The sequence below is a fragment of the Anaerolineae bacterium genome, from assembly GCA_011176535.1.
Taxonomy (GTDB): domain Bacteria; phylum Chloroflexota; class Anaerolineae; order Anaerolineales; family DRMV01; genus DUEP01.
Genome location: DUEP01000103.1, coordinates 1 through 16,729, shown reverse-complemented (window position 1 = coordinate 16,729; position 16,729 = coordinate 1). Strand labels below are relative to the sequence as shown.

Below are 16,729 nucleotides of genomic sequence, written 5' to 3'. Positions count from 1 at the left end.
CCCCAGGGTTGCACTGGGTGATCCCTTATGCGGAGTATGTGGTTTTCTACCCGGTTTCCAAACAGACCTACACCATGTCCGCCACCCACTACGAAGGCCAGGTGGAGGGGGACGATTCCATTGAAGCCCGCACTCTGGATGGCCAGGTGATTTACATCGACGCTTCAGTAATTTTCTCCATCGATCCCACGAAAGTCGTCGAGGTGCACATTGCCTGGCAGGACCGCTACGCCAACGATTTGGTGCGCCCCTTGGCCCGCGGCGTGATCCGCGATGCGGTTTCCCAGTTCCGCGTGGACGAGGTGGTGAGCACCAAGCGCTTCGAGTTGGAGCAGATGATCACCGATGCCCTGGCCCAAAAACTGCAGGAAAACGGCCTGATTTTGGAAGATTTTGTCATGCGCAACATTAATTTCACCCAGGAGTACGCCCAGGCCATCGAGCAGAAGCAGATCGCCGAACAGCGCGCCCTGCAGGCCAAATTTGAGGTCGAACAGAAAAAGCAGGAGGCCGAGCAGGCCCGTCAGGTGGCCCAGGGTGAGGCCGATGCCAAGGTCATCCGCGCCAAAGGGGAAGCCGAGGCTCGGCTCATCCAGGCTGAAGCCGAGGCCAAGGCGCTGCAGTTGATCGCCCAGGTGCTCAAGGACAATCCTGACCTGCTCACCTACCAGTACATCGAAAAACTGGCCCCGGGCATTCAGGTGATGCTGGTACCCAACAACGCGCCTTATCTGCTCCCCCTGCCCTCGCTGAACACCCCGACGCCGACGCCCACGACCACACCTGCACCGCAGCCTACCCCCAATCCGTGAAGGGCGCGCGGCCCTGTGGCTTTCCCCATCCCCCTCGGAGAACGCCTTCGAGGGGGATGTTTTCGCCCTGAAGTATAATGAAATCCCAATCGATTCCCGCGAGCAGGAGCGAAAAACGATGCCTGAAACGATGAAAGCCGTGATCAAAGCCGAGCCAGGCCCGGGGTTGGTGCTGGCCGAGCGTCCTATCCCGTCCATTGGCCCTGATGAAGTGTTGGTCAAGGTGCGGGCGGCGTCCATTTGCGGCACGGATCTGCACATCTATCGCTGGGACCCCTGGGCCGCCGATCGCGTGCATCCGCCTCTGGTGGTCGGTCATGAGGTCACCGGGGAAGTGGTCGAGGTGGGGCGCCAGGTGCGGAATGTGCGGGTGGGCGATGATGTTTCCTTAGAGTCCCATGTGGTCTGTGGGCACTGCCGCTTTTGTAAGACGGGCAACGGGCACATCTGCGAGAACACCCGGTTGATCGGCGTGGACCGAGACGGTGGGTTTGCCGAGTACATCGCCATCCCGGCGCAAAACGCCTGGCCCAATCCCCCGGATTTGCCGCTGGAAGTGGCCGTGTTGATGGAAAACTTCGGCAACGCGGTGCACACGGCCTTTTCCGTGGACCTGCGTGCCAAAAAGGTGCTGGTGACCGGCTGTGGCCCGGTGGGCCTGATGACCATCGCCGTGGCGCGAGCCATTGGCGCGCGCATGATTTTCGCCACGGATATCAGCGACTATCGGGTGGCCTTCGCCCGACGCATGGGTGCGGATGTGGCCCTCAACGCCCGCACCCAGGATGTGGTCGGTGAAATCATGGAAGCCACTCACGGCGAAGGGGTGGATGTGCTGCTGGAAATGTCCGGCGCGGAAAGCGCCATCGCTCAGGGTTTCCAGGTGCTCAAGCCGGGCGGTGAGGTGGCCGCGTTGGGGGTGGTCGGACGCCCCATTCGGTTCGACTGGGACCACCACCTGGTCTTCAAGGCGGCCACGGTGCAGGGCATCTATGGCCGTCGGTTGTGGGAGACCTGGTACCAGGCCCGGGGGCTGGTCTTCTCCGGTGCCGTGGATTTGACCCCCATGGTCACCCATCGCTTCCCCTTAGCGGATTTTGACAAGGCCTTTGAGACCATGGCTTCGGGCCAATCGGGCAAGGTGATGCTCATCCCGTGATCATGCCTCGGAACGCAATGCGGCGATCCAGGTGGCGAGGGGCGTTGCTGGTGGCTTTGGGTTGGCTGTTGGCCGCATGTCTCCCTTTGGGGGGAGCGTCCACGGTCGTCGCGTTGCCCACGCCCACCGGCACGGCCACGCTGACGGCCACACCCACCCAGGTGCCCTTCCCGCCCACGGCGACGCCCACCCCGCTGCCCCCTACGCTGCCGCCCTCGCCCACCCCCAACCCCCTGGCCGGCGCCGGGAGATTGCTGTTCGACGAGACCTTTGACCAGCCCGGCCTGTGGCTGGCGGGGCGCTCGGTGGGGGGGCAGGTGGCCGTGACGCAGGGCATGCTCACCCTCAGCGTGCCCCAGGGGCCGGGCTACAGCGCGGCCCTGCGGCGCGAGCCGGAGGTGAGCGACTTCGTCATCCAGGTCACCGCCCGCCCCCGGTTTTGCCAGGGTCGGGACGCCTATGGGGTGATCTTGCGCGCCGACCCGAAGGGTGTCACCTATTACCGCGTGGGGGTGACCTGCGACGGCCGGGTGTTCGCCGAGTATGTGGATGGTGCCGCGGTGACGGTTCTGTTGCCCCCCCGCGCGCTGGGTCTGCCCACCGGCCCGTTGACCCAGGTGCCGTTGACGGTGCGCCTGCAGGGGCGGCGGTTGCAGGTGTTCGTGTACGGCCATTGGGTGGGAGAAACCGCCTTTCAGGGGCGGTATCAAGGCCTGGTGGGGGCGTTTGCCCGCGCCCGTTCGGAGGGAGCGGTAGCCGTGGATTTCCTTTCCTGGCAGGTGTGGTCTCTGGAGGGCGCCCGGTGAACGGGCCGCCTTCCCCCGTGCGGCTGGATTACCCGTCCGCCTGGACCGCGGCGGCGGTGCGGGCGGTGCTGGAGGCTCTACCCTGGCTGGTCGGGCGGCGGGCGCGGCTCTCGGCGCCCCGGTTGCGGCAGTTGGTCAAGGACCGGGTGGCGTTGCTGGCCCTTCTCCGCTGGCTGGCCGAGGGGCATCTGCCCTACCAGATGGCAGGCACCCCGCTGGCGCAGTTGGGGCGGGAGCCGGTGCGGGTGCAGGGGCGCCGCCTTTATCCCTTCGCTACCCTGGTCCCCCACCGCTCGGTCATCCGCCGCCTCAGGCGTCGGCCTGAGGCGGATGGGTGGGCCACCGTACCCGCAGTGCGCTGGCAGAGCGCCGAAGCGCAGCCAGAGGACATCCTGGTTTTTGGGCTGGTGTTGGCCCTGGTGGCCCGTGATGAGGCCGAGAGCCAGAAAGCCCTGGAACGGGGCCTGCCGGTGCGTTTGATTTTCCCCATGCCCGGGGACTGGCACCGTTGGCCCCGGCCCCAAAGGGTGACGCTCAAATACGAGGGGCCCGAGGGGCTGCCTTTGACGCTGCATGGCCAGAGTGAGGAGGCCTTGACCGCTTATCCGGTGGCCTTGCCGCCCGGCCAACGCTTGGCCCCTGATCTCCGTTGGCTGGAACTCTACGCCTTGAGCACGGAGCACCTTCCCCAGGGGCGGGTAGGGGTGTTGCGCCAAGGTGCGAAAACGCCTCTGGTGATCCGGCCGGCCCAGTGGGCCAATCTGTGGCTGTATGGATTAGAGGTGTGGTGGTTGGGCTATCTTCCCCGGCGGGCCTTTGCCCAGCAGGCCCGCCGGTTGCCCCCCGGCAGCCTCAAGGGCATGGGGGTGCGGCTGGGGCAGGAGGCTTATGGCGTGCCGCTAAGCGCGTTGCGTCCCATGGAAGACCTCGCGGCGCGCTTGATTGGTGAGGGGTGAGCCTTTTGGGGTACAATAAACATCCGAGCAGGGCTGAGAGCCCTATTTTGGAGGAGGTCGAATCATGTACCATCGGATCATTATCGTGGGCAATCTCGGTCGAGATCCCGAGATGCGCTACACGCCTCAGGGCACGCCGGTGACCAATTTCAGCGTGGCCGCCAACCGAATGTACACCAATGCCAACGGCGAACAAATCAAAGAAACCATCTGGTTCCGCGTGAGCGCCTGGGGCAAACTGGCCGAAACCTGCAACCAGTATCTCAAGCGGGGGATGCGGGTGTTGGTTGAAGGGCGGCTGATCCCCGACCCGGCCACCGGCGGGCCACGAGTGTTCACCCGCCAGGACGGTACGGCGGGCGCGGCTTTTGAGGTGCGGGCCAGCGTGGTACGCTTCCTTACCTCGCGGGCCGAGAGCGAGGAACTGATGAGCGGCAGCCCGTCCACCGCGGCTCCGGTGGACGATCTTCCGGGGATGGAGGACGAAATCCCCTTCTGAGGCTGTCGCGTTCCAGGGAGGGGCCCGATGACCCGAAAACCGCAACCGTTGCGTCTACGCATTCCCCAGGATTTGCAGCCGGTCTACGCCAACCTGGCGCGTATCGGGCACACGCCGGTGGAGTTTGTGTTGGATTTGGCCCAGTTCCTCCCTGGGGATACGGAGGCCAATCTGCTCGCCCGGGTGGTGATGACGCCCCAGGCCGTCAAGATGCTTTATCAGGCCTTGGGAGAGAATCTGGCCAAGTATGAAGCCGCCTTTGGGGAAATTTCCCTCCCACGCCAGCCTTCCCTGGCCGACCTGCTCTTCCGCCCGCCCCAGTCGCCCCCGCCGCCTCCCGAGCCCCCGGAGCCCGAGGAGAAATGAGATGAAGAATCTGCCCGCCATCGCGGAGCAAATTCACCGCGATTTTGAGGCGCGCACGGCGGCGCGGGATCGGGCTCTGGCCCTCTCGCGTCAGTTGACCCGGTATTGCGCCCATACGGTGCGTGCCATTCATCGGAATAAGCGCGAGGAGGCCGAGGCTCTTTTGGAACAGGCCCGCCAGGTGGTGCAGGAAATCCGCACGGCGTTGGCGGCTTACCCTGACCTGTTCTACGCCGGCTACACCCAGGATGCCCTCAAGGAATTCGCCGAGGCCAGCATCACCCTGGCCCTGATCACCGATGGGCATTTGCCCACCCCAGACGAGTTGGGCCTGGAAAGCGCCACTTACATCCGTGGCCTGGCCGAAACCGTGGGTGAACTGCGCCGCCACTGCCTGGATGTGCTGCGTCATGGTTACTCCGTCGAGGCCGAGCGCTTGCTGGGATACATGGACGAGATTTACACCGTGTTGGTCACCATGGATTACCCCGATGCGGTAACTGGCGGGCTGCGCCGCTTGACCGACATCGCGCGTTCCTTGCTGGAACGCACCCGGGGCGATCTCACCCTGACCTTGCGGCAGGATGTGTTGGCCCGGCAGATGAAGCACCTGGAGGCGTATCTGGCCCGCGGGAACGGCGAACAGGACTGATGCGAACCCTGCGCGTTTCCGAAATCGCCGAATACGGCTACTGCCGACGGGCCTGGGGGTATCGTTTGCAGGGTTACCGCCCGGCCCATGAAGAGATGCTGGCCTTGGGCCGGGAGGCGCACCGGCGCCATGGCCGCCTGGTGTGGCGCGCCCTCTGGCTGCGGGGAGTAGGATGGGCCCTGCTGCTGTTGGCAGCGCTGATGTTGGCCGTGGGGTTGGCTTTACGGGTGAGCGGAGGGTGAGTCGTGTTGACCGTCGGGTTGGCGCTGGCGGTGCTGGCTCTGGTGCTCCTCGCCCTGGCCCGGCAGGGACTTCGCCGGGCCGGGCTGCCCGACGGTCGTGTGCTTTATGAAGATGTGGGGATGCGGCGCACTTTGAGCGAGCCCCTTTACGACCCGGCTTTGGGCCTTGCCGGCAGGCCCGACTACCTGGTGGAGCAGGGCCGCGCGCTCATCCCCGTGGAGGTCAAGAGCGGGCGCACGCCCACCGCGCCGTACGAAAACCATCGCTGGCAGGCCCTGGCTTATTGCCTGCTGGTCGAGCAGGTCCTGCATCGTCCCGCCCCTTATGCCCTCATTCGCTACCCCCATGCCACCTACCAGGTGGCGTTTACCCCAGAGGCCAAAACGGCGCTGCTGGACCTGCTGGCCGAGATGCGCCGCGCCGAGATGAACCAGCGTTTCGACCGTTCCCATCAGGACCCGACTCGTTGCCGGGGTTGCGGGTTTCGTGACCTCTGTGATCAGCGTTTGGAGTGACTCATGAGCGACGCCTTTCGCCGGATTGCTGTGTTGGCGCACCCCCAGGTGCAGGATGGCCTTGCCCGCGGGGAGCAGGTGGCTCGGTTTTTGAATCAGCAGGGGGTGGAGACGCTGGTGGGGTTGTTGAGCGACCCCGAGGTTCGGCGGCCCGTCGCCGAGGGCAAGGTGGATTTGTGCATCGCCCTGGGCGGGGATGGGACCATGCTGCGCGCCGGGCATCTTTGCGGCCCGGCGCAGGTGCCCATTTTGGGCGTCAACCTGGGGCGGTTCGGCTTCCTCATCGAGGTCAACTGGGAGGAGTGGCAGCCTGCATTGGAACGTTTGCTGGCAGGTGAGTATTGGGCCGAGCAGCGTTTGATGCTGACCACCACCCTGCATCGCCAGGGCGACCCCTTGTTGAAATGGCAGGTGGTCAACGAGGTGGTGGTCAGCCGGGGACGCCTGGTGCGCCCGGTGCGTTTGGCGGCCTATGTGGACGACATCTTGCTCGCCCGTTACGCGGTGGATGGCCTGATTGCCGCCACCCCTACCGGCTCCACCGCCTATGCTCTGGCCGCCGGCGGCCCCATCCTCCCGCCCACTTTGCGCAACATCCTCCTGGTCCCCGTGGCGCCACACCTTTCGGTGGATCGGGCGGTGGTCCTGGACGAAGGCAGTGTGGTGCGGCTCGTTCCCGATGTGGAGCATCAGGCGGTGCTCAGCGTGGATGGGCAAACCCCGGTGGATCTGGAACCCGGTGATGAAATCGTGGTGCAATGCAGCGAACACTCCTTAGTGTTTATCCGTGTCCGTGGGCGGGATTACTTCTATCGCAACATTACGACTTACATGAACTGGAATCCCACTTTAGGAGGCCGTCCATGAGCCAGCTGTCCCAGGATACGCAACCGTTATTCTGCGCCTATCATCCGGACCGGGAGGCCTCGCTGCGCTGCAACCGTTGCGGCAAGCCTATTTGCACCTCCTGCGCTGTGCACACCCCTACCGGCTATCGCTGCCCCGATTGTGTGCGGGAACTGAGGCGCCGCTTTGATAACGCCCGCTGGTACGATTATCCCCTGGCCCTGGGGGTGGGCGTGGTGCTTTCCTATCTGGGCAGTTTGCTGGCGGCCATGTTGGGCTTCTGGCTCATCTTCCTCGCCCCGGTGTACGGCGGCTTCATTGCCGAGGCCGTTCGGTTTGTCGTCCGTCGCCGTCGCAGCCGCGCCTTGTTCTGGCTGGCCGCGGCAAGCGTGGTGTTGGGCGCGTTACCCCTTTCCCTTCCCGCTTTGTTGACCGGTGTGGTGGGGCTGGCTCACGGCTCCTTTGCCGCCTTTTTGCCGGTGGTCTGGCAGGCCGCTTACCTTTTCCTGGTCACCCCTGGGGTGTACTATCGCCTCTCCGGCATCATGGTCTGAGGCGGAGCGACGGAGCCTATGCTGAGTGAACTGCGCATCGAGCATTTTGCCATCATCGACCGGCTGGAATTGTCCCTGGAACCGGGCCTGGTGGTTTTCACCGGCGAGACCGGCGCCGGGAAATCCATCCTGGTGGACGCTATGGCGTTGCTTCTGGGCCATCGCGCAGAGAGCATTTTCATCCGTCAGGGGGAAAAGCGGGCCTATGTGGAAGGAGTGTTCCTTGTGCCCCCTGAGGTGCGGGACCTGGTGGCGGCGTTGCTGGAGCCCGAGGAATTGCTCGACGACCCCGAGGTGGTGGTGCTGGCCCGGGAGTTGAGGGCCAATGGCCGTCACCTGGCCCGCATCAACGGGCGCACCGTGTCCCTCGCTCTCTTGCGCCAGGTGGGCCAGTGGTTGGTGGATGTGCACGGCCAATCGGAGCACCTGTCCCTCTTTCGGGTACGGGAGCACCTGCCTTTGCTGGATCGCTATGCCGGTGTGGCCCCGCTGCGAGAGGCTTACCAGGAGGCGTATCGCCGTTGGAAGGCGGTAGTGGAAGAACTGGAGCACCTGCGTCGCCTGGATCGTGAGGCCATCCAGCGAGCCGATTTGTTGCGCTACCAGATCGAGGAGATCGCGGCGGCTAACTTGCAGGAAGGCGAAGAAGAGGCCTTGCGCGAGGAGCGTTTGCGTCTGGCCAACGCCGAAAAGTTGGCCGAAGCTGCCCGTCAGGCGTTGCTCGTGTTGGAGGAGGGGACCTCTGAGGCCCCTTCGGCCAGCGATTTGTTGGGCCAGGCGGTGGATGCCGTGGAAACCCTGTCCCGCATCGACCCGACCCAGACGGCCCAGGCTGAGGTGTTGACCCACGCGCTGGAGACGCTGAACGAGGTGGCGCTGCGCCTGCGCGATTATCTGGAAGGCATCGAATTCAACCCCCGCCGCCTGAACGCGGTGGAAGAGCGCCTGGCTTTGCTCGAAAACCTGAAGCGCAAATACGGTGCTACCGTGGGCGAGATTTTGGCCTATGCCGAACAAGCGCGTCAAGAGTTGGAAAGCATCACCCACGCGGAGGAGCGCATCGCCGAACTGGAGGAAGAGCGGCAGCGGTTGGAGCAGGTGTTGGCCCAGCAAGGCCTGGCTCTGTCCGAGGCCCGTCGCCAGGCGGCCGCGCGCCTCAGCCGCGCCGTGGAAGCCGAACTGGCCGACCTGCGCATGAGTGGGGCGCGTTTTGAGGTGGGGTTTACCCGCCGTCCGGATCCGCAGGGTTTGCTTTTGCCCGATGGGCAACGGGTAGCCTTTGACGCTCAGGGCATCGATCGCGTGGAGTTTTTGCTGGCGCCAAACCCCGGCGAGGGGCTAAAACCCCTGGCCAAAATCGCCTCGGGCGGCGAATCGTCGCGGTTGATGCTGGCCCTCAAGCGGGTGCTGGCCCAGGCCGACCGAACCCCCATTTTGATCTTCGATGAAATTGATCAGGGAATTGGAGGGCGTCTGGGCGCTGTGGTGGGCGAGAAACTCTGGCGACTGGCACGCCATCACCAGGTGTTGTGTATCACTCACCTTCCCCAACTGGCGGCCTTTGGTGACCAACACTTTCGGGTTCGTAAAGAGGTCATGCAGGGGCGTACGGTCACGAAGGTGGAGCCGTTGGAAGGCGAAGCGCGGGTGCACGAATTGGCCCAGATGTTGGGCGCGGGCCACGAAGCCCTGGCCTCGGCTCAGGCCTTGTTGCAACAGGCCCGCCGCGTCGCCAGCAGCCAGCTCTTGTGAGCAGATGGCAAGTGGGCGAAAGGGGAAAAGGGAAAAGGGAGGGGGTTCTTCGTGAGGTTTGTGGTATATTTTATGAGAGAACAATGAGATCTTAGCCGCCTTTCCCCGCCCTGATATCCCTACATGCCCCTGTTACGTCTGTCCCTGCTTGGCCCCGTCCAGCTCTATTGGCAAGAGCAGCCTTTGCGTATTCGGCGACGCAAGGTGCGGGCGTTGCTTTACTACCTGGCGCTGGAGGGGCGTCAACGGCCCGTGGCTCGTGAGGAATTGGTGGACTTGTTGTGGGGAGATGGCACGGTTGACGGCGCCAAAAGTCTGCGTGAAGCCTTGAGTCGCTTGCGAAAGGCCCTCCCCGACCCGGAGGTATTGCGCGTCACTCGCGAGTATGTGGGGATTGACCCAGACCGGTTGTGGGTGGACGCCAATATTTTTGTCAGCACTGCCCAGCGGCTGGAAGCCGAAGCCGAACATATGCATCAAAACGGGCCGCTGCCTACTGAGATGGCCCTGGAATGGCAGCGCATTTTGGGCCTCTGGCAAGGGATGGAGCCGTTCCAAGGGGTGGACCCCGGCCCCGGCGGCGAGGCATATGCCCGCTGGATGGTTTATTGGATCCGCCTTTTGCTGAGCCTGCGGTATCAGGGCTATCGCCGGTTGGCCCGCTACGCCTGGGATAGCGGGGACTGTGCCCAGGCCGCGCGCTGGGCCATGAGTTTGTTGCGGCATCTTCCCGATGACGGGGAGATGCTTTTGTTGGCTTTGCGGGCTTTTCGTCGGGCCGGATTGATGAGCCAAGCCCGGGATGCCTGGCGGATGGTTCGTCCCCATTTGTTGAAGGGTGGCCTGGGTCCCGAGATCATCGAGGAGGCTCAACGGATTTTGGACCGGCCAGTTCCCAGGGCGCACCAGGTGTTACCACAATTCCGGGTGCGCCCTTCTTTACGATTGCCCTTTGTGGGCCGTCAGGATATCCTGGAACGGCTCATTCACGCGGTTCAACAGGGGCGGGTGGTCATTCTCACCGGCGAGGCGGGGCAGGGGAAAACTACCCTGTTGGAGATGCTGGCCCGCCACGAAAACCCCCGGTGTTCTGTGCTGCTGTTGTCCTGCAACAGCGGCGAGGAAAACCTCACCTTGCAACCCTGGGCCGAGGCGTTGAGCGAACAGGTCGCCCCTGAGGTATGGCGACGGTTCCGGCAGCCTGAACTTCTTGCTCCTTTGTTGCCCCTGGTCCCCTCGTTGCAGCAATACTTCCCCGACCTGAGCCCTCCGGATTTTATGGCGTTGAAGAGACGGGAAGGGGCCATCAATCAGGCTTTGCAGGCGATTTTACGGGAAATCAGCGCCATCCGGCCTTTGCTTTTGCTGGTAGATGATCTGCATTGGGCCGACCGGGCCACCTGGCGAGCGTTGCAGTTTGTGCTGAGCCGTCATCCTTTCCGTTTCCCCCAGGCTGCGGCGGTAATCGCCTTGCGCTCGGAGGAAATTTCCCCGGAATTGCAGGAGATGTTGCATTATCTGCAGGCCAATACCGGAGCGCTCTTCGAGACATTGCCCCCTTTGAATGAGGAGGCTTTGCGCCGGTTGGCCGAGGAAGCGTTACGGCGCCCTCCTAGCGCAAGGGAGCTGCACTACTTGGCGCGCTTCTCTGGAGGTAATCCTTTTTTCGCGTTGGAAATGTTGCGCCACTGGCAACGTTTGCGCGATCAGGGTCGCGAGCCGCTGGCGGAGCATGAGTTTCCCGAATCCATTACGGTGTTGGTCGAGCAGCGGCTGACTGCGCTGGACTCCGACTGTCGTGCGGTGCTGGAGGCGGCCGCGTTGGTCGGGTATACCTTCTCGGTGCGGGTGTTGCAGCAAGCGCTGGATATGTCGGCAGCCCGATTGGGGGAAGCATTGGAGCGATTAATCCAGGCGCAGCTGATTATGCCTCTTACGGTCGAGGACACTTACCGTTTCGTGCACGAAGTGGTGCGGGATGCTATTGCTCGCCGTTTATCCCCCCCGCGGGCCTGGGCGCTGCACAGGAGACTGGCCGAGGCGTTGGAGGCCCTTTTGGGCCCCCGGGCCGATGGGCGGGCCGCCATGCTGGCCCGGCATTATCAAAGTGCAGGGGAAACGCTGCGCGCCTTTCTCTGGTGGTTGCGGGCAGCCCGGCATGCCATCCGCCTGGGTGACCGTGAGGCCGGGTATCATGCCTTTGCTCAGGCGGAAGAGTTATTGCAGCGTCACGGCGAAGTCTTCAACGAAGAGGAGATCTGGACCCTATATAGCGAATGGGGCGATTTAGCCCGAGAGGTGGAAGATGTCGAAACGGTGGAGCGCGTAGGTCGCGCCCTCGTTCAGGCGGGGAAACGATTGCAAAGCCTGTGGCTGCAAGGGGTAGGGTACGACAGCCTCAGTGAGGCAGCCATCATTCGCAACGATTTCCCCCAGGGTCAGGAACAGGCAGACCAGGCGGTGGCGTTTTTGCGTATCCAGGGTACGGTGTTCGATTTGATGGAAGCTCTGGTTCATCGGGGCGTGCACGAGTACATGCAAGGGTATCTCGACCAGGCCATCCGGACGCTGCGAGAAGCCTTGTCCTTCGGGGAGGGCCGCGAGGAGGACCCGCATATTGCCCGCGCCCTGGGCGACGCTTTGTACGAGTTGGGTATGTGCCTCACGCTTTCCGGGGATTTATGGGAGGCCAAGGAGAGCGCCCAGCGGGCGATGGCGCTGTACGAGGGCGTCCGGCGTCCCTACGGCCAGGCCGGGGCTTTGAGCCTGCTTTCCTTTGTACACTATTACCTGGGAGAGTACCGGGAGGGAGCGCAAAAGGCGCTTCGGGCTATCGATTGGTTGCAGAGCCTGCAGAAATGGCGTTTGCTGGGCTCGGCTTATCTGTATCGCGCCATGCATTTGCTGGATTTGGGCCATCTGGGACCGGCCTGGGCCATGGCCGAGAGGGCGTTGCAGGTGGGGCGGGAATATCACCATCCCGAAATCGAGGCCACGGCTCTGCGCATTCAGGGGGATATTTTCCTCGCTCTGGGTGCGTTGGATGAAGCCATGCCTTATTTCCTGCGTGCCCAGGAGCGGGCCAAGGAGTCCTTCGTCAAGTTCAATATACTCCATCGCCTGGGGCTGGTGTATGCCTGGCAGGGGCAGCCGGAAGTGGCGGCCATGCTGCTGGGCAATGCGCTGGATGTCGGGCTGGAGCGCGGGGCTTATCTGCTGGTCGTGCCCATCCGAACCGCCCTGGCACTCCTGGGGATGTACCATCGGCAATGGGACCTGGCCGAGGAGCAGGCCCACCGGGCCCACCGGGAAGCCCAGGCCAAAAACATGCCCATCTATGTTGCCTGGACCCATACCCTGATGGGGTACTTGAACCTGCTGCGGGGCAAGCCCGGGGAGGCGGAAAGGCATTTCCGCGAGAGCGAGGCCCAGTTTGACCGCATCCCGCTCATGTGGAACGCCTTCCAGGCCCTTTATGGGTTGCGTTTGTTGGGAAAGTGGGGGGATAAAGAAGAGCAGTTGCTGCGGCGGCTGCGCATCGATTTGCTGCGCCATCTCATGCCGGAGAATCGTCAAGAATTGCCATATCTGAAGGCGGCCCGGGCCTTCCTCGACCGGATGGACCGGGGGGATTTTGGTCCCATCCCCTCGTGGAAGCCAGGGACGCTCTCGCCTTGAGGCACCGGGGCAGCCCTCAGGTTTCGGCTTCACTGGAGATAGTCGCGCAGTAGCCTGCTGCGCGAAGGGTGGCGTAGTTTGCGCAGGGCTTTGGCCTCGATTTGGCGCACCCGCTCGCGGGTGATGTTGAAGTGGCGCCCCACCTCTTCAAGGGTGTGGCTTTTGCCGTCCAGCAGGCCAAAGCGCAATTCGAGCACCTGGCGCTCGCGTTCGCTGAGGGCAGCTAGGGCCGACTGGATTTGCTCCCGGAGCAGTTCGCGGGCGGCGTAATCGATGGGCTGCGTGGCGTCTTCGTCTTCGATGAAATCGGCCAGGTCGGCGTCCTCCTCGTCGCCCACGGGCGCGTCCAGCGAGACCGGCTCCACCGAGGCGCGGATGAGGTCGCGCACTTTTTGGACGGCGGCTTCCAGGCGTTGGGCCAGCAGGGGGGGGAGGGGACGCTTGGTGGCCCAGGCCTCACGTACGGCCGCCGCGTCTTCGGCGGAAAGAAAGCCTCCCTCGACCGCCAACTCCTCCAGGGTAGGTTCCCGACCGTAGGTTTGGGCCAGTTCCCGTTGCAGGCGGGTCAGCCGATGCAGGGTGTCCAGCAGGTGTACGGGGAGGCGAATGGTCCGGGCCTGCTCGGCGATGGAGCGGGTGATGGCCTGGCGAATCCACCAGGTGGCGTAGGTGCTGAACTTGTACCCCCGCGCGGGGTCGAACTTGTGCACGGCTTTGAGCAGGCCGATGTTGCCTTCCTGGATTAGGTCCAGGAAGGGGCTGCCCTGGCCGATGTAGCGTTTGGCAAAGGCCACCACCAGGCGCAGGTTGGCCCGAATGAGGGCTTCCTCAGCCATCTTGGCCCGTTGGGCCACGGCGGCCAGGGCCGGTTCCAGGCTGTCCTCGGCCTGCTCCAGGTAGCGCGCGAAGGTGCGCCGGGAAGGCAGGCGCTGCTTTCGCTGATAGAAATCCTTTAGCGGTTCGGCCAACTCGGGAGGCAAGATGTACGCAGCCACGAAGACCTGATATGCGTTGGCCGCCATACTGTCCCAAAGGGCGTCTTTCCCCCAGTTGCCTTGGTTGAGGAAGGAACGCAGATACGAGGGCACATCGCTCTTCCAGGTTTCGTGCAGCATCTGCGCCTCGGTGAGCAAGAGAACGAACTCCGGAGGGTCCACCTCCCAACGGGCTAGGTCTTCCAGCACGCGGGTCCAGGCGGTTTCCATCTCGGCGTACAACGCGCGGAAGAGCCCTTTGGCACCGTGGCGCTTTTGGGCCAGGGGGTGATGGGTTTGCAGGTTGGTCAGCCGCCGTTGGGCGTCCACCATGGTGGCCAGCCAGAATTCCTGATCGGCGGTGAGCAATTCGGTGCGCCCGATCTCCCAGAGGTAAAGGCGTACCGTGTCGCTGCCCAGGTCTTCGCGGTGGGCCTCTTCGGCGGCCATCTCTTCCCCTTCGTCGATGTCCTGAGGGGCAGGCGCGCCCTCTTCTTCATCGGGCAACCAGAGGGTTTCGCTGCTCATGCTTTCTCCTCACGTGCGGAGCCCGGGGGATGGCGATGCCGTCCCAGGGCAGGGCATGCTTCAGAGGGTCCACTGAGGCAGCCGGTGGAGGGCCTCTTCGGCCAACCGGCGCAGGCGCAGGGCTTCCACCAATCGCCGTTGCAATTGGGCCGTTTGTTCCGGGTCCTGTTCGGCCTCGGCCTCCTGGAGCAAAAAGCGCAGTTGCTGTACTTGCTGGTTGAGACGGTGGAGGCGCAAATGGAGCATCAGGCGGGTGGTCTCTTCCAGCCGTTGCCGCTCCGGGCGTTGGGCCAAGTCGGTGGTCAGGGCCAGCAGTTGATCGGCCGTGCTCAACAGGTCGGGGGGCAGGTGGTGCTGGAGATAATCTGCAGGGGAACTCTCGTGCTGTTCCACGGCCTTCTGCACCAGAGCGAACAGGGTGCGGTGAGCCGTGTGCTCGAAGTCTTTCACCACCAGAGGCGGCAGGGTCTCCTCTCGCAGGCGACGATTGATGAGGAAGACCATTTCCGGGTCGCGAAGCAACAACCCCAAGGCGATTTGTTCCATCTGGTGCCGGATTACCGCCGGACTTGGAGGAGGTGCCGCACCCTGGGGTTGGGGTGCCCCCTCTGAGGTTCGCTCCGGGCCCCTCCTAACGCGACGGGGGCGGCGTCGGGTTGCGGCGCGGGGGACCAGGGCCAGCAGACTGCTCTCGTCCACCGCCAGGCGTCGGGCCAGGAGGTTTAGGTAAGTGTCCCGCTCTACCGGGCTGGCCACTTCCATGATGAGAGGAACCAACCGTTCGGCCAGTTGAGCCTTGACTTTCGGGTCTTCCAGGGGTTGGCCTTGCAGGGCGGTCTCGAGCACGAAAAGCACGATGGGTTGGGCCTGCGCCACCAGCGCTTCCCAGGCCTGCGGGTTGGCCAGCACCATCTCGTCGGGGTCCTGCCCTTCGGGGAGGGTGACCACCCGCAACGCGGCGTTGAAACGGGATTCCCGGCGAAGCCAGCCGCGGGGGTCGAAGGTGAACTGGGGGGTGTCGCTCAGGGTCTCGCGGGCGACTTCCAGGCTGCGCAGCACGGCCCGTTGTCCGGCTTCGTCGGGGTCCAGGGCGAGCACGATGTTGCGGGTATAGCGCTTGAGTTGGCGCAAATGGGCTTCGGTGAGAGCCGTGCCCATGGGCGAGACGGCGTTGGCATAACCGGCCTGGTGCAGGGCGATCACATCCATGTAGCCTTCGACCAGCACCACCTGATCCTGCTTGCGGATGGCCTGGCGGGCTTTGTCCAGACCGTAAAGCAGACTGCCCTTGTCGAAAAGGGGGGTTTGCGGCGTGTTGAGGTACTTGGGTACGCCTTCGGGATCTAGGGTACGGGCGCCGAAGCCGGCCATGCGTCCCTGGGCGTCGCGGATGGGGAACATGACCCGATGGCGGAAGCGGTCGTACACGCTGTCATCGTCGCGTTGGGAAAGCAGCCCGGCCTGGAGCAGGGTTTCAACGGCGTAGCCTTTCTCACGGAAGAAGTGCAACAAGGTGTCACGGGCGTTGGGGGCGTAGCCCAACCCCCAGGCCTCAATGGTCTCGTCGGTCAGGCCCCGGCGGTGGAGATAATCCAGGGCAGCCTTGCCCGCCGGGGAGCGCAGGTGATGGCGGAAAAAAGTTGCCGCCTCTTCCAGCAGATGGCGCAGCCGCTCGTGTTCTTCGGCCTCTTGGACGGCCTGCGGGGAGCGGGGACGCAGTTCGACACCGGCCCGCTGCGCCAGATGTTTGAGCGCCTCGGCGAAGTCCCAGCCTTCGCGCTCCATGACGAAAGCGAAGAGGTCACCGCCCTTCTGGCAGCCAAAACAGTGCCAGGTGCCCGTCTCCGGAAAGACCACAAAAGCCGGGGTGCGCGTGTTGGGATGGAAGGGGCAGAAGCCGATGTAGTTCTTCCCCGACTTGCGCAGTTGCACCGTCTCGGAGACGATGTCCACAATATCCAAACGGGATTTGATTTCCTCGACCGGGTCCATATCCTGGCCTTCAGGTGAACGGAACTGGGGACAGCGGGCATGGATGATTATACAACAGGCTTCATCAAGTAAAGCCCCCTTCAAGGCCTGGGCTTGAAGGGGGCGCTTTTCGCATCGAGGAGCAGGGAAGACTGAGGCGGTTCTCGCTCAGGTGGTGTGATATTGTGAGGACGAGGGTTCGATAAGCATGCCCGCCGTCGAAGGTGGGTAGTTGATCACCAGGACTTCCGGCTGGGGGCCTCGCCGGTTCCCTTTGCTGTTGATAAAGCGTGGCGCTTTTACTGAAAGGATGTAAAAATCCTTGTACAGAGAGCGAATGAAAGAGGTATCTGCGTTGGAAAGCATGGCAAACACGCCTCGTTGTGTCAATTCTCTGAAAACCTCGGCCAGCCTTTCT

General features: G+C 63.6%; 15 protein-coding genes. 13 read left to right on the top strand and 2 right to left on the bottom strand.

From position 1 onward, the window contains the following. From G4O04_09165 to G4O04_09105, 13 genes are all read left to right on the top strand, one after another. Positions 1-812, top strand: an 812-nt coding sequence (locus G4O04_09165; GenBank protein ID HEY58683.1) for a hypothetical protein, incomplete at its 5' end; no start/stop codon positions are given. Positions 813-930: 118 nt separating this feature from the next. Then, complete coding sequence (gene tdh / locus G4O04_09160; GenBank protein HEY58682.1) at positions 931-1,971, top strand: L-threonine 3-dehydrogenase; 1,041 nt, start codon at positions 931-933, stop codon at positions 1,969-1,971. A 44-nt stretch (positions 1,972-2,015) separates the two neighbouring features. Then, positions 2,016-2,777 (top strand): hypothetical protein, encoded by a 762-nt coding sequence (locus G4O04_09155; GenBank protein ID HEY58681.1) that lies wholly within the window; start codon positions 2,016-2,018, stop codon positions 2,775-2,777. Beyond that, complete coding sequence (locus G4O04_09150) at positions 2,774-3,733, top strand: hypothetical protein (protein ID HEY58680.1); 960 nt, start codon at positions 2,774-2,776, stop codon at positions 3,731-3,733. The genes G4O04_09155 and G4O04_09150 overlap by 4 nt, the downstream gene beginning before the upstream one ends. 64 nt (positions 3,734-3,797) lie before the next feature. Beyond that, the gene (locus G4O04_09145) at positions 3,798-4,232 is read left to right on the top strand and encodes a single-stranded DNA-binding protein (protein HEY58679.1); all 435 of its coding nucleotides are present in this window, start codon (positions 3,798-3,800) and stop codon (positions 4,230-4,232) included. Between the two features lie 27 nt (positions 4,233-4,259). After that, positions 4,260-4,598: a DUF3467 domain-containing protein gene (locus G4O04_09140; GenBank protein HEY58678.1), complete on the top strand. Its 339-nt coding sequence runs from the start codon at positions 4,260-4,262 to the stop codon at positions 4,596-4,598. 1 nt (position 4,599) lies between these two features. Then, a complete protein-coding gene (locus G4O04_09135) occupies positions 4,600-5,250 on the top strand; it encodes a haloacid dehalogenase (GenBank protein HEY58677.1) in 651 nt (216 codons plus the stop codon). Beyond that, positions 5,250-5,492 carry a hypothetical protein gene (locus G4O04_09130; protein ID HEY58676.1) on the top strand — a complete coding sequence of 81 codons (243 nt, stop codon included), beginning with the start codon at positions 5,250-5,252 and terminating at the stop codon, positions 5,490-5,492. Before G4O04_09135 ends, G4O04_09130 begins: the two co-directional genes overlap by 1 nt. A gap of 3 nt (positions 5,493-5,495) precedes the next feature. After that, a complete protein-coding gene (locus tag G4O04_09125) occupies positions 5,496-6,008 on the top strand; it encodes a Dna2/Cas4 domain-containing protein (GenBank protein HEY58675.1) in 513 nt (170 codons plus the stop codon). 3 nt (positions 6,009-6,011) lie between these two features. Beyond that, complete coding sequence (locus G4O04_09120; protein ID HEY58674.1) at positions 6,012-6,875, top strand: NAD(+)/NADH kinase; 864 nt, start codon at positions 6,012-6,014, stop codon at positions 6,873-6,875. Then, positions 6,872-7,408, top strand: coding sequence for a hypothetical protein (locus G4O04_09115; GenBank protein ID HEY58673.1), 537 nt, complete (start codon positions 6,872-6,874; stop codon positions 7,406-7,408). The genes G4O04_09120 and G4O04_09115 overlap by 4 nt, the downstream gene beginning before the upstream one ends. An 18-nt stretch (positions 7,409-7,426) precedes the next feature. Continuing rightward, positions 7,427-9,160: a DNA repair protein RecN gene (gene recN, locus G4O04_09110; GenBank protein HEY58672.1), complete on the top strand. Its 1,734-nt coding sequence runs from the start codon at positions 7,427-7,429 to the stop codon at positions 9,158-9,160. 123 nt (positions 9,161-9,283) lie between these two features. Further along, complete coding sequence (locus tag G4O04_09105) at positions 9,284-12,838, top strand: AAA family ATPase (protein ID HEY58671.1); 3,555 nt, start codon at positions 9,284-9,286, stop codon at positions 12,836-12,838. A 29-nt stretch (positions 12,839-12,867) separates the two neighbouring features. Here G4O04_09105 and G4O04_09100 read toward each other — a convergent pair whose 3' ends face one another. Together G4O04_09100 and G4O04_09095 are read right to left on the bottom strand one after the other, a co-directional pair. Beyond that, positions 12,868-14,340 carry a sigma-70 family RNA polymerase sigma factor gene (locus tag G4O04_09100; GenBank protein ID HEY58670.1) on the bottom strand — a complete coding sequence of 491 codons (1,473 nt, stop codon included), beginning with the start codon at positions 14,338-14,340 and terminating at the stop codon, positions 12,868-12,870. Positions 14,341-14,400: 60 nt separating this feature from the next. Then, positions 14,401-16,332, bottom strand: coding sequence for a DNA primase (locus tag G4O04_09095; GenBank protein HEY58669.1), 1,932 nt, complete (start codon positions 16,330-16,332; stop codon positions 14,401-14,403). Between the last annotated feature and the right edge of the window lie 397 nt (positions 16,333-16,729).